General features: G+C 73.1%; 16 protein-coding genes. 3 read left to right on the top strand and 13 right to left on the bottom strand.

All coding sequences use genetic code 11. The features are described from left to right. Positions 1–170 precede the first annotated feature (170 nt). The 5 genes from ACFVHI_RS06670 to nrdR form a co-directional block, all read right to left on the bottom strand. Positions 171–1574 carry an ABC transporter substrate-binding protein gene (locus ACFVHI_RS06670; RefSeq protein ID WP_380336381.1) on the bottom strand — a complete coding sequence of 468 codons (1404 nt, stop codon included), beginning with the start codon at positions 1572–1574 and terminating at the stop codon, positions 171–173. A gap of 289 nt (positions 1575–1863) precedes the next feature. Further along, positions 1864–2628, bottom strand: coding sequence for an SDR family oxidoreductase (locus tag ACFVHI_RS06675; protein ID WP_380336483.1), 765 nt, complete (start codon positions 2626–2628; stop codon positions 1864–1866). Positions 2629–2663: 35 nt separating this feature from the next. Beyond that, a complete protein-coding gene (locus tag ACFVHI_RS06680) occupies positions 2664–3215 on the bottom strand; it encodes a hypothetical protein (RefSeq protein WP_380336384.1) in 552 nt (183 codons plus the stop codon). A 441-nt stretch (positions 3216–3656) separates the two neighbouring features. After that, positions 3657–6548, bottom strand: coding sequence for a vitamin B12-dependent ribonucleotide reductase (locus ACFVHI_RS06685; RefSeq protein ID WP_380336387.1), 2892 nt, complete (start codon positions 6546–6548; stop codon positions 3657–3659). Positions 6549–6752: 204 nt separating this feature from the next. After that, positions 6753–7250, bottom strand: coding sequence for a transcriptional regulator NrdR (nrdR, locus tag ACFVHI_RS06690; RefSeq protein ID WP_063349343.1), 498 nt, complete (start codon positions 7248–7250; stop codon positions 6753–6755). 356 nt (positions 7251–7606) lie between these two features. Here nrdR and lexA point away from each other — a divergent pair, with 356 nt between their 5' ends. Beyond that, positions 7607–8488, top strand: a complete 882-nt coding sequence (lexA, locus tag ACFVHI_RS06695; protein WP_380336391.1) for a transcriptional repressor LexA — start codon at positions 7607–7609, stop codon at positions 8486–8488. A 156-nt stretch (positions 8489–8644) separates the two neighbouring features. On the opposite strand, the gene ACFVHI_RS06700 is transcribed toward lexA, so the two are convergent. The 5 genes from ACFVHI_RS06700 to ACFVHI_RS06720 are packed head-to-tail and all read right to left on the bottom strand — an operon-like array spanning position 8645 to position 16453. Next, a complete protein-coding gene (locus tag ACFVHI_RS06700; protein WP_380336394.1) occupies positions 8645–10804 on the bottom strand; it encodes an ATP-dependent DNA helicase in 2160 nt (719 codons plus the stop codon). Between the two features lie 12 nt (positions 10805–10816). Next, positions 10817–12640, bottom strand: coding sequence for an IucA/IucC family protein (locus tag ACFVHI_RS06705; RefSeq protein WP_380336397.1), 1824 nt, complete (start codon positions 12638–12640; stop codon positions 10817–10819). Further along, positions 12618–14081 (bottom strand): lysine N(6)-hydroxylase/L-ornithine N(5)-oxygenase family protein, encoded by a 1464-nt coding sequence (locus ACFVHI_RS06710; protein WP_380336400.1) that lies wholly within the window; start codon positions 14079–14081, stop codon positions 12618–12620. The genes ACFVHI_RS06705 and ACFVHI_RS06710 overlap by 23 nt, the downstream gene beginning before the upstream one ends. Positions 14082–14090: 9 nt before the next feature. Continuing rightward, a complete protein-coding gene (locus ACFVHI_RS06715; RefSeq protein WP_380336402.1) occupies positions 14091–14660 on the bottom strand; it encodes a GNAT family N-acetyltransferase in 570 nt (189 codons plus the stop codon). Beyond that, entirely contained in the window at positions 14657–16453 is a 1797-nt protein-coding gene (locus tag ACFVHI_RS06720; RefSeq protein WP_380336405.1) for an IucA/IucC family protein, read from the bottom strand. Before ACFVHI_RS06720 ends, ACFVHI_RS06715 begins: the two co-directional genes overlap by 4 nt. 336 nt (positions 16454–16789) lie before the next feature. Between ACFVHI_RS06720 and ACFVHI_RS06725 the strand changes: the two genes are divergently transcribed. Next, on the top strand, positions 16790–17962 hold the full coding sequence (locus tag ACFVHI_RS06725) for a serine protease (RefSeq protein WP_063349340.1): 1173 nt from the start codon (positions 16790–16792) through the stop codon (positions 17960–17962). 67 nt (positions 17963–18029) lie between these two features. Then, positions 18030–19154, top strand: coding sequence for a serine protease (locus tag ACFVHI_RS06730; protein ID WP_063349339.1), 1125 nt, complete (start codon positions 18030–18032; stop codon positions 19152–19154). Between the two features lie 184 nt (positions 19155–19338). Here ACFVHI_RS06730 and hflX read toward each other — a convergent pair whose 3' ends face one another. From hflX to dapF, 3 genes are all read right to left on the bottom strand, one after another. Beyond that, positions 19339–20850 (bottom strand): GTPase HflX, encoded by a 1512-nt coding sequence (gene hflX / locus ACFVHI_RS06735; protein WP_363374353.1) that lies wholly within the window; start codon positions 20848–20850, stop codon positions 19339–19341. A gap of 104 nt (positions 20851–20954) precedes the next feature. After that, a complete protein-coding gene (locus tag ACFVHI_RS06740) occupies positions 20955–23294 on the bottom strand; it encodes a RelA/SpoT family protein (RefSeq protein WP_380336410.1) in 2340 nt (779 codons plus the stop codon). Between the two features lie 197 nt (positions 23295–23491). Then, positions 23492–24403, bottom strand: a complete 912-nt coding sequence (dapF, locus tag ACFVHI_RS06745; RefSeq protein WP_063349336.1) for a diaminopimelate epimerase — start codon at positions 24401–24403, stop codon at positions 23492–23494. Between the last annotated feature and the right edge of the window lie 14 nt (positions 24404–24417).

Raw genomic sequence — 24417 nt, forward strand, 5'->3', positions numbered from 1 at the left:
GGTGCGGGTGGGTGGCCCCGCACCGCCCTCGACAGGTGGTCCTGAACGGCGCCCGGCCGGGCCCGGCCCGAGTCCGGCCCGGCGCCCACTACGGCCAGGCGCCTACTGCGGGCGTCTGCCCACTGCGGCCAAGCGCCCACTACAGCCAGGCGCCCGCTGCGGCCGTACGGCTACTGCGGCCAGGCGGCGTCGATGTCGGCGGCGGTCTTCTGGATCGACTGCCCCTCGGCGAACCAGGCGGTCAGCGACTTCCACTCCTGCCCGGCACCGATGGCGGCCGGCATCAGGTCGGAGCCGTCGAAGCGGAAGGTCGCCGCCGGGTCGGTCAGCGCGTCCGCCGACAGCCGGTCGATCGGGTCGGTGTACAGGCTCTTGTCCACGCCCTGGTTGGCCGAGACCCAGCCCGTCGCGGTCTTCACCCGGCTGCTCGCCCAGTCCGAGCTGGACAGGTAGTTCTGCACCGCCTGCACCTCGGGCCGGCCGGAGAAGGCGGCCAGGAACTCGCCGCCGCCCTCGACCGGGTTGGGGATCGCCGGGTTCACCGCGGGCAGGTGGAAGGCGAACACGTCGCCGTCCGGGCCGACCTTGGTGTCCTTGGGCCACTGCGCCTCGTAGAACGACGCCTGCTGGAGCATGGCGCACTTGCCGGTGAGGACCGGCGCGCCCGCGTCCTGGAAGGTGGTGGTGGCGATCGACTTGACGTCGCCGTAACCGCCGTTGACCCAGGCCGGGTTCTGCATCCAGCCGGCGACGGTCTTCATCGCGGTGGTGATCTTCTCGTCGGAGAACTTCACCTGGTGGCCGACCCACTGGTCGTACACGTCACCGCCGTACGTGCCGAGCACCACCTCCTCCAGCCAGTCGGTGGCCGGCCAGCCGGTGGCCGTGCCCGAGGCGATGCCGCCGCACCAGGGCTTGGCACCACCGGACTTGGCGATCCGGTCGCTGAGCGCCATCAGGTCCGCCCAGGTCTTCGGCACCTCGTAGCCGCCCGCCTTGAAGGCCTTCGGCGAGTACCAGACCAGCGACTTCATGTTGGCGCTCATCGGCGCCGCGTAGAAGGTGCCGTTGACCGAGCCGTAGGTCTTCCAGATCGGACTCCACCGGTCCTCGTTGGTGACCGTCTGGGCGGGCGGCTTGACCACCTTGCCGCTCTTCACCATCTGCGCCAGCAGGCCCGGCTGCGGGATGATCGCGAAGTCCGGGGCGTTGCCGCCGGCCACCCGGACCGGCAGCTGGGACTCGAAGTCGTTCGAGCCCTCGTAACTGATCTTGATGCCAGTGCACTTGGCGAACTCGGCCCAGGACTTCTCCAGATTGTCCGACTCCGGGCTGAGGATCGAGGCGAACATCGTCACCGTGGTGCCCGAATGCCCGGCGTACGGCTGGTACTTGGCGCAGTCACCGGACAGCGACGGGGCCGCCGCGTCACCACCGCCACCCGAACCGCCGGAACTGTTGGAACAGGCCGCGGTCAGGGCCAGCGCCGCGAGCAGGGCGGGCACGGCGGCCAAGCGGCGGCCGGAACCGCGATAGCCGGAACTCTCGGACGGCGCGGTCGGGTTGAGGGTCAATGCGGTCCTCCTCGCCAGGGCATGCTGCCGACGGTGGGCTGAACGACATCGCGCTGTACCGGAGACGGGCGTGCAGAGATCGCGAAGGGCGACGGACGAACCGATCCGATGACGTTAACGCAGCCGCCAGCCGCCGCCAAGGTCCACGTCGACCTTCATCCGCCGACACCCCGACCGCGGCCCCCGCCTCCGCCTCCGCGCGACAGATACGACGGCCCCGCCCGGAAACCCGGACGGGGCCACATCTCTTGACTGACCGTCAGGACGGCCGGCGCAACCCTGGTTGACATCAGCGGTCGCCGAACCGCTCCGCCAACACCTCCTCGAAGGTCCCCCGGCCCACCGCCCGCTCCGGCGCGAGGTTCCCGCCCGCCCGCAGCGCCCGCCCCGAGGCCCCCGGCACCCGCACCGGCAGCAGCGCCCGACGCCGACCCGACGCCCGCAGGTACGCCTCGGCCAGCTCCCGGTACGGCCGCACCCGCGGCCCGCCCACCTCCGGCGCGTACCCGACCGGCCCCTCCCCCACCAGCTCCGCCACCCGCGCGGCCACCTCCCGCACGTCCACCGGCTGGACGCTCGCCCCGCCAAGCACCGGGAACACCGGCAGCCGCGCCGACACGTCGAAGATCCTCAGCAACAGGTCGTGGAACTGCGTCGCCCGCAGCACCGTCCACCCCAGCCCCGACTCCCGCACCACCCGCTCACAGGCGAGCTTCGCCCGGTAGTACGGGATCGGCACCCGGTCGACCCCGACGATCGACACGTACAGCAGGTGCCGCACCCCCGCCCTCCCGGCCTCCGCCACCAGCGTCCGGACCGCGGCCACGTCCTTGCGCCCCACCGTGGTCGCGCAGTCCACCACCACCTCGACCCCCGCCACCGCCCCGGCGATCCCCTCCCCGGTCACGAGGTCCCCGACCACCCACTCGACCCCCGCGCCCCCGCTCCGCACCCGCCGGCTCAACCCCCGCACCGCCACCCCGCGCGCGACCAGCAGCCGCACCACCTCCCGCCCCAGAACCCCCGTCGCCCCGGTCACCAGCACCGTCCCCATCACCACACCACTCCTCCCGCCGAACACCGTCACCCCTACCGACCGCCCACCGCCCCCATCCGTGACATCGACGTCCGCGAAGTGCCCGGAACATCGTGCGCTCGCCGAATCGCCGTCCGGATCCGGTGGCAGTTCGCACAGACGACCTCGCACTTGGCGATCTCCACCGCGATCTCCGACCACGGCTTCCGATCGGCGATCAACTGGGACACATTCGCCGACTTGGCCCCACGCACGTGGTCCCAGTCGAGCCCTCGCGCCCACTCGCTCCAGCCGCAGTCGGCGCAGCCCCTCGCGAGTTTCAGCCGGTCGTTCCTGGCCTGGAACTCCACCACCCGCGCCCAGGACGGCGGCAGTCGGGTCGCCTTTCGGCTCCGTTGCCGCATCGTGCGCGCCCGATGGCATCGCGCGCACCGGACCTCGCACTTGGCGAGCTCGGCCAGCAGTCTGTCCTTGGATACGCACAGTTGCACCAACCGGGATATCGTCCCCGCCTTCTGCCCCGGGTCCACGTGGTCCGGATCCAGGGCACGCACGTCGGCGTAGCCGCAGTCGATGCAGCCGCCGGACTTCCACTCGGTCACCACGGCCTGCAGCCTGGCCCGCGACCGGGCCAGATCGTGCCCCGCGCCGAGACGCTCCCGCCGGGCGCGCTGCCACTCCAACGCGACCGCCCGGACCTCAGGTTGTTTTCGCCTCTCCCGCCGGGCCCGGTTCGCGGTCTCCCGGGCCTCCACCGTCGCAGACCTGGCCCGGACCACCCGCTTGCACTCGCTCTGCAGGCCGCTCGGCCTGCTCGAATTCCTCGGGAACTCGGCTGCGGGATGGAAGTCCTGGCAGGCCGGGCACCAGATCGGGGTCTCAGGCGTGATCTCCGCCGCCGGTGGTCGGCGTGGTGCTCGCTTCCGTGGTCCTGTCACCATACGCGCAGCCAAGCAGCCGCCACCGACAAAAAGAGGCGGGGCGAGGACGTGAAGTCCTCGCCCCGCCTCAGCGGTGGCTCACCCGCGCGGGGTCAGTACCGGCGGTCAGCTGCAGCCGCTGGTGGAGCCGCAGCCCTCGCAGAGGTAGCAGCTGCCGGCGCGGCGCATCTTGGTGCCGCAGGAGAAGCAGAGCGGGGCGTCGGCGTTGAGGCCGAGCTGGATCTCCATCAGCTCCGTGGAGTTGTGAGCCTGCGCCGGGGAGGCCTTGGGGGCCTTGGGGGCCTTGGGCGCCTCGACGGCGGGGGCCGGGGTGGCGACCACCGGGGCCGACTGGGCGAGCGACTCGGTGTCGAGCTCCTCGGACTCCAGCGGCTCGTAGGAGCCCGTGTCCAGGTGGCGCTGGCGCTCCTCGACGGAGTGGATGCCGAGCGCCGAGCGGGTCTCGAACGGCAGGAAGTCGAGCGCCAGGCGGCGGAAGATGTAGTCGACGATCGACTGTGCCATCCGCACGTCCGGGTCGTCGGTCAGGCCGGCCGGCTCGAAGCGCATGTTGGTGAACTTCGAGACGTAGGTCTCCAGCGGCACGCCGTACTGCAGGCCGACCGAGACGGCGATGGAGAAGGCGTCCATCATGCCCGCGAGGGTCGAACCCTGCTTGGACATCTTGAGGAAGACCTCGCCGAGGCCGTCGTCCGGGTAGGAGTTGGCGGTCATGTAGCCCTCGGCGCCACCGACCGTGAAGGAGGTGGTGATGCCCGGACGGCCCTTGGGCAGGCGCTTGCGGACCGGGCGGTACTCGACGACCTTCTGGACCGCGGCGGCCGGAGCCTCCTCGGCCTTGGCCTCGGAGTCCTTCTTCTTCGCCGAGAGCGGCTGGCCGACCTTCGAGTTTTCGCGGTAGATGGCGAGCGCCTTGACGCCCATCTTCCACGCCTCGAAGTAGATCTCCTCGATGTCCTCGATGGTCGCGGAGGCCGGCATGTTCACGGTCTTGGAGATCGCGCCGGAGATCCAGGGCTGGATCGCGGCCATCATCCGGACGTGGCCCATGGCCGAGATGACCCGCTCGCCCATCGCGCAGTCGAAGACCTCGTAGTGCTCGGCCTTGAGGCCCGGGGCGTCCACCACGTTGCCGTGCTCGGCGATGTGGGCGACGACCGCCTCGATCTGCTCGTCCTGGTAGCCGAGGCGCTTGAGGGCGCGCGGGACGGTGCCGTTGACGATCTGCATCGAGCCGCCGCCGACGAGCTTCTTGAACTTGACGAGCGCCAGGTCCGGCTCGACGCCGGTGGTGTCGCAGTCCATCATCAGGCCGATGGTGCCGGTGGGGGCGAGCACCGAGGCCTGGGCGTTGCGGAAACCGTTCTGCGCGCCGATCCGCAGGACGTCCTGCCAGGTGTCGTTGGCCACGGCCCAGACCGGGGCGTCCAGCTCGTCGAGCGAGACGGCGGCGAGCGAGGCGTCCGCGTGCTGCTTCATGACCAGCTGGTGCGGGGCGGCGTTGCGGGCGTAGCCGTCGTACGGGCCGACGACGCCGGCGAGTTCGGCGCCGCGGCGGTAGGCGGTGCCGGTCATCAGCGAGGTGATGGCGCCGGCCAGGGCGCGGCCGCCCTCGCTGTCGTAGGCGTGGCCGGTGGCCATCAGCAGGGCGCCGAGGTTGGCGTAGCCGATGCCGAGCTGGCGGTAGGCGCGGGTGGTCTCGCCGATCTTCTCGGTGGGGAAGTCGGCGAAGCAGATGGAGATGTCCATCGCGGTGATGACCAGCTCGACGACCTTGGCGAAGGTGTCCGCGTCGAAGGAGTCGTCGTCGCGCAGGAACTTCATCAGGTTCAGCGAGGCGAGGTTGCAGCTGGAGTTGTCCAGGTGCATGTACTCGGAGCAGGGGTTGGACGCGTTGATGCGGCCGGACTCCGGGCAGGTGTGCCAGTGGTTGATGGTGGAGTCGTACTGGATTCCCGGGTCGGCGCAGGCCCAGGCGGCCTCGGCCATCTTGCGGAACAGCTTCTTGGCGTCGACGGTCTCGATGACCTCGCCGGTCATCCGGGCGCGCAGGCCGAATTCGGTGCCGTTCTCGACGGCGGTCATGAATTCGTCGGAGACGCGGACGGAGTTGTTGGCGTTCTGGTACTGGACGGAGGTGATGTCGTCGCCGCCGAGGTCCATGTCGAAGCCGGCGTCGCGCAGGGCGCGGATCTTCTCCTCCTCCTTCACCTTGGTCTCGATGAAGGCCTCGACGTCGGGGTGGTCGACGTCGAGCACGACCATCTTGGCCGCGCGGCGGGTGGCGCCACCGGACTTGATGGTGCCGGCGGAGGCGTCGGCGCCGCGCATGAAGGAGACCGGGCCGGAGGCGTTGCCGCCGGAGGACAGCAGTTCCTTCGAGGAGCGGATGCGGGAGAGGTTGAGGCCGGCGCCGGAGCCGCCCTTGAAGATCATGCCCTCTTCCTTGTACCAGTCGAGGATCGACTCCATGGAGTCGTCGACGGACAGGATGAAGCAGGCGCTGACCTGCTGGGGCTGCTTGGTGCCGACGTTGAACCAGACCGGCGAGTTGAAGCTGAACACCTGGTGGAGGAGGGCGTGCGTCAGCTCGTGCTCGAAGATCTCGGCGTCGTCCTTGGTGGCGAAGTAGCCGTGCTTCTCGCCGGCGGCGCGGTAGGTGAGCACCACGCGGTCGATGATCTGCTTGAGGCTCCACTCGCGCTGGGGAGTGCCGACGGCGCCGCGGAAGTACTTGGACGTGACGATGTTGACGGCGTTGACCGACCAGAAGTCGGGGAACTCGACGCCGCGCTGCTCGAAGTTGATGGACCCGTCGCGCCAGTTGGTCATGACGACGTCGCGGCGCTCCCAGCGGACCTCGTCGTACGGGTGCACGCCAGGAGTGGTGTAGATGCGCCCGATCGGCAGACCGCCCTTGGGGGCCTTGCCGCCGCCCTTGGCCGTGGTCTTGTCGGACTTCGACCCGCGTGCGGAACCGCTCGTGGTGTCTGTCACTTCTTCCTCCTCCTGGGCAAACGCCCGAAGTGCCCTGAAAAGTCCGGGCACCGCTGGTTCGTTCTTCCGGTGTGCGGGCAGGCGGAGACCTCGCCTGCTTGCGCACGGTTTGTTGTGTTCTGTACCCTTTTTTCGGGCATGCGTGGGCCCCGTGGGACCCGTTGGTGCAGCAAGGCCCGCCAGGGGGCCGGGTGCCGGCGCCTCCTAGGGCGCGGCGGCGGCGACGGGCACGCAGGTGCCGTCCGCCTCGGGGACGGGCCGTTCGGCGCGGAGTTCCGCGATGGCGGCCTCGAAGTCTTCCAGTCCGTCGTACGCCTGGTACACGCTGGCGAAGCGCAGGAAGGCGACCACGTCGAGTTCCTTGAGCGGGCCGAGTATGGCCAGCCCGACGTCGTGGGTGGTCAGCTCGGCGTTGCCGGTGGCGCGCACGCACTCCTCGACCCGCTGGCCGAGCTGGGCGAGGGCGTCCTCGGTGACCGGGCGGCCCTGACAGGCCTTGCGGACCCCGGTGATGACCTTCTCCCGGGAGAAGGGCTCGGTGACCCCGCTGCGCTTGATGACCATCAGTGCGGCCGTCTCCACGGTGGTGAAGCGGCGGCCGCAGTCCGGGCACTGCCGACGACGGCGGATCGAGCTGCCGTCCTCATTGGTCCGGCTGTCGACAACACGGCTGTCGGAGTGCCGGCAGAAGGGGCAGTGCACCTGAGGATCCCTCCCTGGCAGGACGTGCGGACCTGTTGAGTCTATGCGATGCGACCCCGGCCTCGGCAAGCTGATCATGCGCCGTAACCACTAGTACTGGGCACGGAGAGGACTGTAACCACTAGATGTAGGTCTCCGGGGGAAGCGACACCCCTGGCGTGTCGGCACCGATTAGACTGCCGAAGTCGAGATCCGATCGAACATTTACTCGATGCACAGTCTCGATGTACAGCAAAGCCTTGATCGAGTCAGCCAACTCTCGAATAATTCACTCGAACGTGTGTTTGGCGCAACCTTTCGATAGGAGGGGCGTTGGGCTGGAAAAGGGGAGAGGACAGCCGTCGAGAGGGGCCGCCGTGAACACCATCGAAAGCAACACCATCCCGGTGCAGGAACACTCCCAGTTCAAGGTGGGGCAGCGCACCACGAATCAGCAGAGCGTGGACATCAGCATGGACCGTAGCGAAGACCAGCGCCTCTCCGGCCCGGCCCTTTCCAGCACGGGCCGCGTTCCCGACCAGCCGATCGAACACTCCCCCGCGATCGACGACGCCCACCAGGCGCCCACCCGCGCGCTGCCCGGCCGCCCCCCCGGCATCCGCACCGACGAGGCCGGTCTCACCGAACGCCAGCGCCGCGTGATCGAGGTCATCCGGGACTCCGTCCAGCGCCGCGGCTACCCGCCGTCCATGCGCGAGATCGGCCAGGCCGTCGGCCTGTCCAGCACCTCCTCGGTCGCCCACCAGCTGATGGCCCTGGAACGCAAGGGCTTCCTGCGCCGCGACCCGCACCGCCCGCGCGCCTACGAGGTCCGCGGCGTCGAGGTGGCCCGCCCGAACACCGCCGAGACGGCCGGCCGGCCGTCCACCTCGTACGTGCCGCTGGTCGGCCGGATCGCCGCCGGCGGCCCGATCCTGGCCGAGCAGACGGTCGAGGACGTCTTCCCGCTGCCCCGCCAGCTGGTCGGCGAGGGCGAGCTGTTCGCGCTCACCGTGCGCGGCGACTCGATGATCGAGGCGGCCATCTGCGACGGCGACTGGGTCACCGTGCGCCGCCAGCCGGTCGCCGAGAACGGCGACATCGTGGCCGCGATGATCGACGGCGAGGCCACGGTCAAGCGGCTCAAGCGCGAGGACGGCCGGATCTGGCTGATGCCGCACAACCCGGCGTACGAGCCGATCAACGGCGACAACGCGACCATCCTGGGCAAGGTCGTCGCGGTCCTGCGCCGCCTCTGACGCCTCGCGCGCACCCAGCGGGAAGGGGCTCCACCGCGTGATCGCGGGGAGCCCCTCCGGCGTCTCCGGGGGCGTCCGGACCCCGCCTCGGCCCCCAGGGGGGGCTGGACGGAGCCCCGGATCACCGCACCGCTCAGCCCCGGATCACGGCACCGCTCAGCCCCGCTTCACCACCGGCTTGACCGGCGGCGCCGAGGCGTCGATCGCCGCCAGCGAGCGGCGCACCTGGTTGCGGTCCGTGGTGTACCAGAACTCCGGCATCGAGGAGCGGAAGAAGCTCCCGTACCGCTTGGTCTCCACCCGCGGGTCGAGCACCGCGACCACGCCCCGGTCCTCGGCCGCGCGCACCAGCCGGCCGGCGCCCTGCGCCATCAGCAGCGCCGCGTGCGTCGCCGCGACGGCCATGAAGCCGTTCCCGCCGCGCTGTTCGACGTCCTTCTGGCGGGCGCTCATCAGCGGGTCGTCCGGCCGGGGGAACGGGATGCGGTCCATCACGACCAGCTGGCAGGCCGAGCCGGGTACGTCCACGCCCTGCCAGAGCGAGAGCGTGCCGAACAGGGAGGTGGACGCGTCCGAGGCGAACTCCCGGATCAACTCGCCCAGGGTGTCCTCCCCCTGGAGCAGGATCCGGTTGTCCAGCCGCTCCCGCAGCGCCTCGGCGGCCGTCTGGGCGCCGCGCATCGAGGAGAACAGGCCCAGCGTGCGCCCGCCGGCCGCGCCGATCAGCTCCGCCAACTCGTCCAGCATGTCGGGCCGTTCGGGATCTCGGCCGGGATCGGCGAGGTGCCGGGCGACGTACAGGATGCCCTGCTTGGGGTACTTGAACGGCGAGCCGACGTCGATGCCGCGCCAGTGCGGCACCGCGTCCTCGCCGAAGCCGGAACCGGACCCGGACCCGGACCCGGCCGAAGGATTGTCCCCGGGGGTGCGCTGGTCCGGCAGCCGGGAGTCCGAGGGCAGGCCGACGGAGGCGGCGACGCCGTTGAAGTCCCCGCCGAGCTTGAGGGTGGCCGAGGTGAGCACCACCGAGCGCTCCTTGTAGAGGCCCTCGCGCAGCAGCCCGGAGACGCTGAGCGGCGCGACCCGCAGCGAGCCGGTGCCCATGCCGAAGCGGTCGCTGCGCTCGATCCAGACCACGTCGTACTCGGAGTCCTCCAGCAGCCGCTCGGCGGTCTCGTGCAGCGACTCGGCGGAGGCCATCGCCTGCTTGCGGACGGCGTCCTCGTCGCTGAGCCCCTTGTCGCGGGTCTCGCCGAGCGAGCTGATCACCTGGCGGGCGGCGTCCCGGATCGAGGTGACCGCGTACGCCAGGTACTCGGGCAGTTCCTCGACCCGGCCGGGCTGGGCGGTCTCCATCAGGCCGTGGTAGTTCTCGGCGGCGGCCTGCAAGGCGTCCACGGCCTTCTCGTTGGCGAGCCGGGCGGCGCGCTTGACCGCCCGGTTGACCGCGCCGACGGTCAGCTCGGCGGTGGCCGCGCCGGTGACCCGGTTGACCAGTTCGTGCGCCTCGTCGACGATCAGCAGCCCGTGCTCGGGCAGCACCGGCGCGCCCTCGATCGCGTCGATCGCGAGCATCGCGTGGTTGGTGACCACGACGTCGGCCAGCTTGGCCCGCTCCCGGGCCTTCTCGGCGAAGCACTCCTGCCCGTACGCGCAGCGGGTGGCGCCCAGGCACTCCTTGGAGGTGACCGCCAGCTGGGCCCAGGCCTTGTCGGAGACGCCGGGGCTGAGGTCGTCCCGGTCCCCGGTGTCGCTCTCGTCGGCCCACTCGCGCAGCCGCAGCACGTCCTGCCCGAGCTTGCTGGCGGGCCCGCCGAGCGCCTCGGCCGCGTCGAACAGGCCCTCGCCCTCGTCGCTCGGGGTGCCCTCGTTGGCCCGGTGCAGGCACAGGTAGTTGGAGCGGCCCTTGAGCATCGCGAACAGCGGGCGGCGGCGCAGCACCGGGTGCAGCGCCTCGACCGTGCGCGGCAAGTCCCGTTCGACGAGCTGGCGTTGCAGCGCCAGGGTGGCGGTGGCGACCACCACGCGGTCCCCGTGGGCGAGCGCGGGCACCAGGTAGGCGAGGGACTTCCCGGTGCCGGTGCCGGCCTGGACGAGCAGGTGCTCGGCGTTGTCGACGGCGTCGGCGACGGCCTCGGCCATCCGGAGCTGACCGGGGCGCTCGACGCCGCCGACGGCCGCCACCGCGGCGTGCAGCAGGTCGGGGATGCGGGAGCGCGGAACGGCGACGGCTTCCTCGACGTCGGCGGCGGCGCCGCCGTCCTCGCCAGGGAGCTCGGTCTCGCCGGGGAGCTGGGTTTCGGAGTCGTTCGTCATGACCCTCCCAGCCTACGGGGCTGGGGTGACAATCCGGCTCCGTCGCCCGGGAAGATCCGCCTCCAGGGTCACCAGGGCGTTGGGGACGGTCCCGTACCGGGCGGCGTGCGGGCGGTGCGGGCGGTCCTGGTAGCCGTCGAGCAGCAGCCGGTTGCGGTTGAGGCAGAGCCGGTCGATCCGCGGCCGGAACAGGTCGAACAGCTCGAAGCGCTCGCCCAGGCCGGGGAAGCGGTCCTGGTAGCGGCGGATCTCGGCCCGCAGCAGGGCCCAGAACTCGGCCTCGGGCAGCCCGGTCTGCGCCTCCAGCAGCGGGGCGAGGTAGCGCAGGACGCCGATGAACAGCCCGGAGTGGAGGAACTGGCAGAGCCCCTGCGGGCCGTCCCGCAGCAGGACGTCGTCGACCTCGGCGGGCAGGTCGCGCAGTTCGGGCAGGTCCTGGTCGCTGAGGTTGACGTCGTCGACGAAGTCCTTGACCGCGAGCCGGGTCGGCGCGTCGTGCTCGTCGAAGACGACGATGGCGTTCTCGCCGTGCGGGGAGAAGACCAGCCCGTACCGGTAGAGGAAGTGCAGCAGCGGCGGCAGCACGGCGCCGAACAGCCGGCCGGTCCAGGCGGCGGGGGTGAGCCCGGAGCGGGCGATCAGTTCGGCGGCGAGCGCCCGGCCGTCGGAGCCGGTCTGCAGCAGGGCGGCCAGGGTGCGGGCGCGTTCGCCGCCGGCCAGGAAGGGGCCGAGCGGTTCGCGCCAGATCGCGCCGAGGAGTTCCTTGTACTGATAGGGCGCCTCGGGCAGCTCGCGGTAGAGCGGGTGGTCGACGGTGACGGAGGCGATCTCGCCGAGCAGGATCACCCGGCACTCGTCGCGCAGGTAGGGGTCGGCGTCGCGCAGGCCGTGGATCCAGGCGGTGACGGCGGGCGCGGCGAGGGTGCGTTCGGTGGGCAGGCCGCGCCAGACCAGGGTGTTGAGGACGGACAGCGGCAGTTTGACGGTGCAGCGCTCGGGGTGGGCGGTGTTGAAGAAGGAGCGGATGGACTGCTGGGGCAGCCGTGGGTCGCCGTCGGAGGGCAGCGGGACGATCTCGCCGGAGGCGATCCAGGGCGCGAACAGCGGGACGATCGTCTCGTCCCACTGCCAGGGGTGGACGGGCAGCAGCAGGTAGTCGGCGGCGGCCGGGCCGAGGGCGGCGCGCAGCGCGTCCGGGTCGTCGAGTTCGCGGGCGTACAGCTGCTCGGGCCGTTCCAGGCCGGGCACGCCGCGGTACTCGGCGAGCCGGCGGTGGACGGCGATCCAGGGCAGCGGGCGCGGGGTGCGGGCCTCCGGGGCCCAGCGGGCGGCGTCGGTGGCGGAGAAGCCGATCCGGCCCTTGTTGGGGACGATCCAGGGGTGGCCGTCCTGGCGGCCCTCCAGGGCGGGGTGGTCGAGGTCGGCGAGTTCGGCGGCGGTGAGCGCGGTGGCGAGCTGGTGCGCGTCGGCGGTCAGGGTGGCGGTGAGTTCGCGGATCAGGTGGCCGGTGGTCTCGCCGCGCAGGCCGAGGGCGTGCCGGGCGTGCGGGAGGAAGCGCAGCGGGTCGAGGCCGTCCGGGTCGGAGCAGCGGACCGACTCCGGGTCGACCCGCCAGCTTCCGTACGCGCCGCGGCGGGCGGTGAAGCGGTACTCGGCCTCGGGCAGCCAGAGCAGGTACTCGCCGTCGGAGGCGGCGCGGACGGGGGTGAGCAGTTCCTCGTAGGCGAACTCGCCGAGCATCTTGGCCAGCAGGGCGCGCCCGGCCCGCCGCCAGTGCCCGGCGGTCAGGTGCGGGGGCAGGTACAACGGCGGTTCAGCGGCCGACGGTTGCGGCACGGGTCAGCTCCTGGGGACGGGGGATGGCGGGGGTGCTCTCGGTGGGGGCGCCCTCGGCGGCGGGGGTGCCCTCGGCAACAGCCGCGGCGGCGCCCGCGGCAGCGCCCGCAGCGGCGGGGGCGGTCCGGGGCGGCGCGAAGCCGGTCCAGGCGGTGCGGGCGGGCAGCCGGTGGACGGTCCGGCCGGTGACGGCGTTGAGGATGACGGCGGCCCGGTGGGCGCCGAGCCCCAGGTCGGGGGCGCCGACGCCGTGGGTGTGCAGTTCGGCGTTCTGGACGTAGAGGCCGCCGGTGAGTTCGGGCCGGGTGGCGACCCGGTGGTCGAGGTCGACCCGGTAGCGCCCGTCCCCGTCCCAGTCGATCAGCCGGGCGAGCGGTTCGAGCGCGGCCGGCCGGGCGGCCCGGTAGCCGGTGGCGAGCACCACGGCGTCGGTGCGCAGGACGTGTTCGACGCCGGAGTCGCCGTGCCGGCAGTGCAGTTCGAGGCCGCCGCAGGGGCCGGGGCGGGCTTCGGTGACGGCGGTGCCGGGGGTGATGTCGACCGGGGCGGTGTCGATCGGGCGGCCGATGGTGCGTTCGTAGAGGTGGTCGTGGATCTCGGCGAGGGTTTCGGCGCTGGCGGCCTTGTGCAGTTGCCACTGGTCGGCGACCAGCGCGTCCCGGACGGGTTCGGGCAGGCTGTGGAAGTAGCGGGTGTAGTCGGGGGTGAAGTGCTCCAGGCCGAGCTTGGAGTACTCCATCGGCGCGAGCGCCCTGGTCCGGGTGAGCCAGCGCAGCCGGACGCCGTCGCCGTCGTGGCGCCGGAGCAGGTCGAGGAAGACCTCGGCGCCGGACTGCCCGCTGCCGACCACGGTGATGTCCCGGGCGCCGGCGAGGTCGCCGCGGCGGTCCAGGTAGTCGGCGGAGTGGAAGGCGCGCGGGTGGCCGTCGAGGGCGGTGAAGGCCTCGGGCAGGACGGGCCGGGTGCCGACGCCGAGGGCGAGGTTGCGGGCGTGCACCTCGGTCCGCCGCCCGGTCGCGGTGTCGGTCAGCTCGGCCCGGAAGTGCGGGGCTTCCCAGTGCAGGGCGGTGACCTCGGTGCCGAAGCGGCAGTTGGCGAGCCGTTCGGCGGCCCACCGGCAGTAGTGGTCGTACTCGCGGCGGGGCAGTTGGAAGCGCTCGGCGAAGTAGAACGGGAAGAGCCGGTCCTGGTCGCGCAGGTAGTTGAGGAAGGACCAGGGGTTGGTCGGGTCGACGAGGGAGACCAGGTCGGCGAGGAACGGCACCTGCATCCGGGCCCCGTCCACCAGCATGCCGGGGTGCCAGCGGAACTCCGGGCGCTGGTCGCAGAAGAGCGTGCGCAGGCCGGGGACGGGCGCGGCGAGCGCGGCGAGCGAGAGGTTGAAGGGGCCGATGCCGACGCCGAGCAGGTCGTACGGCGGCTGGGGTGCTGGGGTGTCCACGGGGGTGTCCTAGGCGACGAAGGGGACGCGGGCACGGACCATCAGGGCGGCGCGCTTGTCGGGCAGGTCGAGTTCGGTGTCCAACCGGAATCCGGCCCGTTCGAAGGCCCGGACGGAGCGCCGGTTGCGGACGTCCGGCTCGGCGACGACCCGTTCGCAGCGGGGCCGTCGCCGCAGGATCCGCTCGGCGAGGGCGGCCAGCAGGACGGCGCCGAGGCCCCGGCCGCGGCTCTCGGCGGGGCCGATCAGGAGGTGGACGCCGGTGTCGTGCGGCCGGGCCGGGTAGTGCCGGGCGAGCGGGTCGAGGTCGGCGCGGTAGACCTCCCAGTAGCTCGTCGGGGCGCCGTCGAGCAGGCCGAGGCAGGGCACGCTGCGGCCGTCGCCGTCGAGTTGGGCCCGGAGGTGCCGTTCGGTGGCGTCGGGCGGCCCGGCGAGCTGCCAGAACGCGGCGATCTCGGGGTCGTTCATCCACCCGGCGAGCAGGTCCAGGTCGGTGGGCAGCCGGACCGGGCTGAGCCGGAACTCGCCGGCCGGGGTGGGGATCGCGCCCCATCCCGGCGGGTCGTCGAGCAGGCTCATGCGCCCGCCAGCGGGTTGGGGATGTCCACGTAGACGGACTGGGTGGCGACCGGGCCGACCAGTTCGTCCAGACCGTTGATCCGGGTGAGCAGGTTGGCCTTGCAGGGCAGGGTGGGCGCGTCGAGCAGCAGCCCGGGCAGCGCCGAGCCGGTGGCGGCGGCCCGCGGGCCGGCCAGGAAGCGGCGCAGCCCGGCCAGCAGCACGGTCTCGTCGGCGAGCCCCTGGCTGCCGAAGGCGCCGACCAGGCCGAGGACGTGGTTGATGCCGAGGTAGTAGGCGAAGTGGTGGTCGATCACCTCGTCGGGCAGGAAGGTGTCGCTGTGCTCGCCGAGCCCGGGCAGCCGCGCGGTGAGCCGGTCGGCGGCGCTCTCCCGGTAGTAGTAGCCCTGGTTGTCGCGGTAGCGGCCGCCGCTGGGCCAGCCGTCGGCGTCGAGCAGGACGAGGCTGTTCTGCTGGTGCGCCTCCAGGGCGATGCCGGCCGTGCCGTCCAGCCAGAGGACGGGCAGCACGACGGCGTCCAGGTAGCGCAGGAACCATTCGGCGGCGACGGTCCGCAGCGGGCGGCCGCAGCGGACGGCGAGCGCCCGCAGGGTGTCGCCGAGCCGGGACGGCACGGTGTCGCCGGTGCCGAGCGGCTGTTCGGCGACCAGCCCGGCAACGCACAGCGCGCGGTCGGCGGGGGCGAAGGGCTGGGCGCGCAGCACGGTGTCCAGGCCGCCCGGGTCGCCGAGGGCGGGGTGGTCGACGCCGATCCAGGCCGGGTCGCGGACGATGTCGAAGCCGGGGTGGGCGCGGTGCCATTCGGCGGCCAGGCCGCTCTCCAGCAGCCGGTGCACCTCCAGGCCGCGGTGGAGTTCCTTGCGCAGGTTCTCCCGGCGGGAGTTGGTGATCCGCAGGCCGAGCGAGAGCTTGAGCATCCAGGGGGCGCCGGGGCGGTAGACGGTGCGCACCGAGGAGGTGGGGTACCAGGGTTCGCCGGCCGGGCCGAGGTCGTGCAGCAGCCCGTCGGCGAGCAGGGCGGCGACGGCCGGGCGGTGGGCGAGTTCGCGGGCCTGCCAGGGGTGCAGCGGCAGGGCGGCGGTGCCGGGCGGCAGGGCGGCGTGGTCGCCGAGCAGGTCCGCGGTGATCCGGTCGGCGCTGTCGGTGAGGGCGGAGCCGGCGGCGAGCAGGTCGCGGTGGACCGCGTACCAGTGGAGTTGGAAGGAGCCGTGCAGTTCGGGCGAGTAGGCGGCGCTCTGGGCCGGGCCGAGGCCGTCGCGGCTCTTCGGGGTGGGGTGCAGCGGGTGGCCGAGCAGCAGGGACTGTTCGGCGGCGAGGAAGTGCGAGCGTTCGGGGCCGCCGGCGGGGGCGGTGGTGCGGCGGTGGGCGAGGATGTCGGCGGTGCGGACGACCGAGTCGGCGACCCGGGCGGCGAGGTCGGCGACCTGCCCGGGGTCGGGGCGGTCGGCGGCCGCGGCGGCGAGCAGCGCGGCGGTGGTGACGGCGTCCACGGGGGCGTCGGCGGTGCCCTCCCCGGCGGAGAGGACGGCGGGGCCGAACCGGTGCCAGCCGCCGGGCGACCAGTAGCGGACGGGGGCGGAGAGCCGGGCGGCGCCGCCGAGGACGGCGATCCGCAGCCGGCCGTCGGGGCCGGGGCGGGCGCCGGTCTCGCGCGTCCAGCAGCGCAGCAGGGCTTCCAGGGCGGCCTGTTCGGCGGCGACGGCGGGGTCCGGGTGCAGCAGCGGATCGGGCTCGGCCGGCCGGTCCGCGTGCAGCAGCGGGGCGGGCGGGGCTCCGGTGAGGGCGGTGCTCAAGGCTGCTCCTTGGGGCGCGTGGGGGTGCGGACGCGCGCGGGTGGTGGAGAGGATCGGCGGGCGCTCGCACCGTCGCGTCAGGTAAGGGTTACCTATCCCTGACGGGTGATCACAAGGTCGGCTCACTCGTCCGGGTGAAGATCGGGGATTGTCCGCGTCCGGCGCGCGGGGCCCTGCTGGGTCGCCGGGCCGATCGTGGCCACGTCACGGATCGGTGACCTCCGGTCAGGGCCGCAACCCGGGGGGCGGCCGCCGCCGTCCTGGTGACCGGTGGAAGACTCCACAGCGGCGAGTCGCCGCACGACAGCCCGATCGAGCACAGGGGGAAGCGCACACATGCCATCGATCCACCGGTCAGCCATGGCCGTCGCCCTCGTCACGGGGACGCTGCTCGCGGCGAGCGCCTGCGGGCCGGACGGTCCGGCGGGCGACGGGGGCGGCAGCGCCGCGCCGCCGCCCGCGTCCAGCACCGCCGCCCCGGGGGGCGGCGTGATCGGCGGGATCACCCTCCCGTCGGGCATCCCGACCAGCCTGCTGGAGGGCCTGCCGAAGTCCTGGGACGACCTGAAGAAGTGGAAGTTCGAGGACTGGGACTCGTGGGCGTCCAAGCACGTCTTCAACAACCCGGTGGTGAAGGACTTCTGGAACCCGGACAAGATGGGCGACTCCAAGCCCGCCGATCCGGCCCCGCCCACCGCCAAGCCGGCCGCCGACAACGGCGTGACGGACCCGGACCCGCCGGTGGTCAAGGCCGTGCCGGTGCCCCGCCCGTACACCAAGCAGCCGTCCGGGAAGGTGTTCTTCAGCGCCCAGGGCGGCCGGGGCAACTGCTCGGCGACGGTGATCACCGACCCGCAGCACCCGGGCAAGAGCAATCTGGTCTGGACGGCCGGCCACTGCGTGCACGCGGGCAAGGGCGGCGACTTCTTCAAGGACCTGGTCTTCGTGCCCGCCTACAACAACTCGGGCGCCTCCAGCGGCGGCAAGAAGGCCCCGCTGTCCGAACTGGCCCCGCTGGGCACCTGGTGGGCCGACCTGGTCACCACCTCGCCGCAGTGGATGGTCGAGGGCGGCGGCACCGGTGACGCCGCGAACCAGTACGACTTCGCCGTCATGCGGGTGCACAACCAGAACGACTCCGGCAAGTCGCTGGAGGAGACGGTCGGTTCGGCCGTCCCGGTCTGGTTCGACGCCCCGCGCGACAAGATGTCCGTCGCGGCGGTCGGCTACCCGCTCTACAAGCCGTTCGACGGCCAGGAGCTGTACAAGTGCGACGGCGGCAAGCCGACCCGGCTGTCGTTCGACGCCAAGCGCCCGTCGATGCTCACCATCGGCTGCAACATGACCCAGGGCTCCAGCGGCGGCGGCTGGTTCGCCACCATGCCGGACGGGAAGACCGCCCTGGTCAGCAACACGTCCATCGGCACCGAGGACCACACCTCGCTGAGCGGCCCGTACCTGGAGACGGTCGCCAAGCAGGCGCTGGACTGGATCTCCAAGAAGCCGTAGGCCCTTTCCGGTCGGACCGGACCAAGCCGTACGGGCGGCGGAGGCCGCCCCCGGGGGACGATGCAGCATGCCGAAGCACACCGGCCGCGGACCGCGGCGCCGATCCGGACCGACCGGCGCCGCGGTGCTCGCCGTGCTCGCGCTCGCCGCGACCGCCTGCGGGCCGGACGACTCCGGCGCCACGGCGGCCGCACCGCCGCCCGCCCTCCCCACATCGGCCCCCACCAGCCTGGGCGACCTGACGGGCTGGAAGGTGGAGGACTGGGCCCGGTTCGTCTCCGGCAGCGGCTTCGCCAACGAGGTGGCCCCGGGCTTCTGGTCGACCACCCGGATGGCCGCCGCCAAGGGGCGGGCCACCCCGGAGTACCCGCTCACCGCCGCACCGGACGACGGCCGGCCGGACGCCCCGCCCGCAGCCGTCGCGGCCACACCGCAGCCGCACCCGTACGGCCCGGCCACCGCCGTGGTCGGACGGCTCTTCGTCACCACGCCCCAGGGCGACGCGGCCTGCTCCGCGACGGTGGTCTCCGACCCGGCCAACCCGGGCCGCAGCAACCTCGTCTACACCGCCGCGCACTGCCTGCACGACGGCAAGGGCGGCGGCTGGCTGCGGAACATCACCTTCGTGCCCGGTTTCAACCGGGACGGCCAGGCGGCCCGCGGCAAACCGCTCACCGAGCAGCAGGCCGCCCCATACGGCCGGTGGGCGGCGGTGCGCGCGCTGGTGTCGCCGACCTGGCTCGGGGAGGGCGGCGTCGGCGCCCACCACCAGTACGACTACGGGATCATCCGGGTGCGCGGCGAGGGCGGCTCCGGCGCGTCGCTGGAGGAGGCGGTCGGCGGCTCGGTCCCGGTCTGGTTCAACGCCCCGCGCGAGCAGATCGGCTCGGCGGCGGCCTACGGCTACCCGACCGATCGGCCGTTCGACGGCCTGGAGCTCTCCCGCTGCGAGCCCCCGGTCCCGCCGGCCAGGCTCTCCCCCGACCGGAGCCGCCCGCCGATGTACGTCACCGGCTGCACCGTGACCGGCGGCTCCAGCGGCGGCGGCTGGTTCATCACCAAGGACGGCAAGCCCAACCTGATCAGCGTCACCGCGATCGGCAGCCGCAACCCGCCCGGGTACCTGGCCGGCCCCTCGCTGCAGGACCAGGCGAAGCAGGCCTTCGACTACTTCGCCAAGAACGTGAAGTAGCCCGCACGCCCACACGGCCGCAGGCCCGCACGCCCACACGCCCACACGCCCGGACGAGCCCCCGGGCGGACCCCGGAACGGACGCCCCGGTACCCCGGACGGGCACGCGAAGGGCCCCCGGACGCTCGCGCGATGCCCAGCGGCATCACGGTCACGTCCGGGGGCCCTTCGTCGGCCCGACGCCTCAGACCTGCAGCGCCACCGCGTAGCGCTCCAGCTCGGCGGCCAGCTCGGCCGGCACCTTGGCGTGCAGCAGCGTGCCCTCGCCGGTGTGCTCGGTGCCGAGCAGCTCGCCCTCGGCGTGCACCCGGGAGACCAGCCCGCCCTGGGTGTAGGGCACCAGGGCCCGCACCTCGATCGCCGGGCGCGGCAGCTCGTCGTCGATGAGCTTCAGCAGCTCCTCGATGCCCTCGCCGCTGCGGGCCGACACCACGATGGCGTGCGGCTCGCGGCGCAGCAGTCGCTGCAGCACGTGCGGGTCGGCGGCGTCCGCCTTGTTGATCACCACGATCTCCGGCACGTTCTGCGCGTCGACCGAGACGATGACCTCGCGGACGGCGGCCAGCTGCGTCTCCGGCTCGGGGTGCGAGCCGTCGACCACGTGCAGGATGAGGTCCGCGTCGGCGACCTCCTCCATGGTCGAGCGGAAGGCCTCGACCAGGTGGTGCGGCAGGTGCCGGACGAAGCCGACGGTGTCGGCCAGGGTGTAGAGCCGCCCGCTCGGGGTCTGGGCCCGGCGCACGGTCGGGTCCAGGGTGGCGAACAGGGAGTTCTCCACCAGGACGCCCGCCCCGGTGAGCCGGTTGAGCAGGGACGACTTGCCGGCGTTGGTGTACCCGGCGATGGCCACCGACGGCACCTGGTGGCGCTTGCGCTCCTGGCGCTTGGTGTCGCGGCCCTTCTTCATCTCGGCGATCTCGCGGCGCAGCTTCGCCATCTTCTCGCGGATCCGGCGCCGGTCGGTCTCGATCTTGGTCTCACCGGGACCACGGGTGGCCATGCCGCCGCCGGACGAGCCGGCGCCGCCACCACCCATCTGCCGGGACAGCGACTGACCCCAGCCGCGCAGGCGCGGCAGCATGTACTGCATCTGCGCGAGCGAGACCTGCGCCTTGCCCTCCCGGGACTTGGCGTGCTGGGCGAAGATGTCCAGGATCAGGGCCGTCCGGTCGACGACCTTGACCTTGACCACGTCCTCCAGGTGGATCAGCTGGCCGGGGGTGAGCTCACCGTCGCAGACCACGGTGTCGGCGCCGGTGGCCGCGACGATGTCGCGCAGTTCCTTCGCCTTGCCGGAGCCGATGTAGGTGGCCGCGTCGGGCTTGTCACGGCGCTGGATGACGCCGTCCAGCACCTGGGAGCCGGCCGTCTCGGCGAGGGCGGCGAGCTCGGCCATCGAGTTCTCCGCCTCCTCCAGGGTGCCGTCCGTCCAGACGCCGACGAGCACCACGCGCTCCAGGCGGAGCTGGCGGTACTCGACCTCGGTGACGTCTTCGAGTTCGGTGGAGAGGCCGGCGACGCGGCGCAGGGCGGCACGCTCGCTGCGGTCGTACTGGTCGCCGTCGTAGTGGTGGTGGCCGTGGCCGCGGTCCTCGTCGATGGCCGCGAGGTCCTCGTCCATGAGGGCTTCCGCCCGCAGACCGTTCAGGCGGCGCGGGGCGTCGGCGTGGTCGCGGGTGTCGGACGTGGAGGTCATTCTGTCCTTTGGTCGCTGGTGCGGATGGCCTGTGGGGACCGCCGTGTGCGGTCCCACCCGGAGTCTGCCCAGCTGCCGCCCCGGTTACCGCCGGGCGAGGTGAGCTACCCCTCAGGTCCTCGGGTGCCGTCGGGGCTCCTGTGCCCTGAGAACGCCGTGGACCGGCCGTGAATTCCCCATGATGGTCCCACGCCCGGCGCGGACCGGTCATCCCCATTTTCCCCGGGGTGGCGGGCCCCGCCGGTGTCCGGGGCCTGCGGCCGGCTGACGTCGTACACCCCGGAGACCTTGAGCATGGCCCGCATCAGCGCGGGCAGCGCGGCCGGCTCGGGCAGTTCGACGGTGTAGGTGTGCCGGACCCGCAGCTCCTGCGGCGGTTCGACCTCGGCCGAGACGATGCCGACGTCCTCGGCGGAGATGGCCGCCGTGAGGTCGGCGAGCAGCCGGGGCCGGTTGAGCGCCTCGGCCCGCAGGGTGGCCCGGTGGCCGGCCGCCGGGGTGCCCTCCGGCCGCCAGCGGACCTCCAGCTCGGCGCGCCCGGCCGCGCGCATCCGCTCCCCGGCCGGGCAGCCGGTGCGGTGCACGGCGACGGCTCCGCCGCGGATCGGGTAGCCGGCCACCTCGTCCGGCGGCACGGGCGTGCAGCAGCGGGCCAGCCGGACGGGCGCCCCGGGCCGGCCGGCCACCGCGACCGGGGTCGGCCGGCGCTCGGTGGTGCGGTGCGCGGGCGGGGCGGGCTGGCCGCTGGAGGGGCCGGTGCGCACCGGCGGGAGCCGGGCCGGGTGGTCGGCGAGCCAGCGTTCGATGGCCAGCCGGGCGGCCGGGGTCCGGGCGTGCGCGAGCCACTCGGGCGCGGGCCCGGAGGGTTCGGCGGGGCGCGGCCCGTCCTCGGTGAGCACGGTCCCGGTGGGCGCGGCCTCGGTGAGCACGGCGAGCAGGTCGCCGTCCTGCAGGACGGTGGAGAGCGCGGTGAGCCGGCCGTTGACCCGGGCCCCGATGCACCGGTGGCCGGTCTCCTCGCCGAGCAGGTAGGCGGCGTCCACGCAGGTGGCACCGGCCCTCAGCTGAAGCGTTTCGCCGCTCTCCGTCACGACGGTGATCTCGCGGTCGCCGGCCAGGTCGGCGGTGAGCGCGGACCAGAAGGCGTCCGGGTCGGGCGTCTCCTGCTGCCACTCCAGCAGCCGGCTGAGCCAGCCGGGCCGGGCCGGGTCGGTGCGGTCGAGTTCGTCGGCGTCCTGGACGGCGCCGGCCGGCTCCGGGTCGCCGAGCGCGACCACCCCGGTCTCGGCGACCTCGTGCATCCGCCGGGTGCGCACCAGCACCTCGACGACCGTGCCGCCGCTGAGCGCCACCGCGGTGTGCAGCGACTGGTAGAGGTTGAACTTGGGGGCGGCGACGAAGTCCTTGAACTCGCCGGGCAGCGGCGTCCAGCAGGTGTGCAGCTCGCCGAGCACGGCGTAGCAGTCGGCGTTCTCCTCGACCACCACCAGCAGCCGCCCGAAGTCGGCGGGCTGCGGCCGCTGCGGCCGCCCGTCCGGGCCGGGCGCGGCGGCCCGCTTGAGCAGCACCCGGTGCAGCGACACGCAGTGCCGGGGCCGGACGGTGACCTCGGCGGTCACCCCGGTCTCGGACAGCTGGCGGGCCAGCAGCCGGGCGAAGGGGACCAGCTGGGTGTCCGGCTCGCCCTCGTGACCGGCCATCAGGGCCCGGGTACGGGCGTGCTCCTCGGGGTGCAGGGTGGCGAAGACGATGTCCTCCAGCTCCGCCTTGAGCACCTGAATGCCGAGCCGTTCGGCCAGCGGGATCAGCACGTCCCGGGTGACCTTGGCGATCCGCACCTGGCTGGCCGGCTTCATGTGCCGAATGGTGCGCATGTTGTGCAGCCGGTCGGCGAGCTTGATCACCATCACCCGGACGTCGTCGCCGGTGGCGACCAGCATCTTGCGGAAGGTCTCGGCCTCGGCGGCGGCGCCGAAGTCGACCTTCTCCAGTTTCGTCACCCCGTCGACCAGGTAGGCGACTTCGGGCCCGAAGCCGGCGCTCACCTGATCGAGCGTCAATTCGGTGTCCTCGACGGTGTCGTGGAGCAGCGAGGCGACCAAGGTGGTTGTCCCGGCGCCGAGTTGGGCCAGGATCATGGTGACGGCGAGCGGGTGGGTGATGTACGGCCCGCCGCTCTTGCGCTTCTGGCCCCGGTGGCTGGCCTCGGCGAGCCGGTAGGCCCGGGCGAGCAGGCCGAGGTCGGCCTGCGGATGGTGTTCGCGGTGGACTCGGACGAGCGGTTCGAGGGCGTCCGGGACGGGCGGCCGGCCGGTGGCCAGCAGGGCGGCCCGCCCGGCCCGGCCGAGCGCGGCCCGGCCGAGCTCCCCCAGGGGCCGCCTGGCCCCGGCTTGCCGTGCGGACGTCGGCTGCCCCGTCAGGGACTGCCCGGCTTCGATGGTCATCGGCGCACCTCCGGCAGCGATCACCGGCCGCCACCCCGCCGAGGGGCGCCTTCCCGGTGGTCCATGCTACCGAGCAGAGCACGTTCCGCGATGCCTTGCTTCCCGTCCGCGACACGCGTCACTCGAACGGGCGGATTCACCGGCGCGCGAAATGGGCAAACCGGGCCGTCAGCTGCCCGAGCCGCGCCCCAGACGTGTCAGACACGCCCCAGTTCGGCCCACCAGCGGGCGTCGATCTCACCGGCGGCCACGATGACCGCCGGGCCGGTCTTCTCGATCCGGCCGTCCGGGTGCTCGGTGATGACCAGTCGGCCGCCCGGCACGTCCACGGTGTAGGTGGCCGGCTCGCCGGTGACCGCCGGGTCGACGCCGTCCCGGCGGATGGCGGCCACCGCGACGGCGCAGGTGCCGGTCCCGCAGGAGCGGGTCTCGCCGGAGCCGCGCTCGTACACCCGCATGGCGACGTGCCGCGGCCCGCGGTCCACCACGAACTCGACGTTCACGCCCTCCGGGTAGGCCCCTTCGGGGCTGGTCAGCGGCGCGGACAGCAGGTCCCCGGCGTGGTCGAGGCTGTCCACGAAGGCCACCGCGTGCGGGTTGCCCATGTTGACGTTCAGCGCGGGCCAGCGCCGCGCGCCGACCGTGACCTCGACGCCGTCCGGCCCGGGCAGCCGGGCCCGGCCCATGTCGACGGTGACCTCGCCGGGCGTCCCGTCCCCGGCGTCCTCGGCGACCCGCACCGTCCGCACCCCGGCGCGGGTGGCGACCGCGAACTCGCCGGGCTCGGCCAGGCCGGCCTCGACCAGGTACCGGGCGAAGACCCGCACGCCGTTGCCGCACATCTCGGCGATGCTGCCGTCGGAGTTGCGGTAGTCCATGAACCACTCGGCCCGGTCGGCCTGGTCCGCGGCGGCCGGCTCGGCGGCGGAGCGCACCACGCGCAGCAGCCCGTCCCCGCCGATACCGGCCCGCCGGTCGCACAGCGCGGCGACGGCCGCGGGGCCGATCTCCAGCGCGCCGTCCGGGTCCGGGACGATGACGAAGTCGTTCTGGGTGCCGTGCCCCTTGAAGAAGGGGACGCCGACCGGCTGCGGGAAGGATGCGCTCACCCTCCCGATGGTAC

This window comes from Kitasatospora sp. NPDC127121 (assembly GCF_042677305.1).
Classification (GTDB): Bacteria; Actinomycetota; Actinomycetes; order Streptomycetales; family Streptomycetaceae; genus Kitasatospora.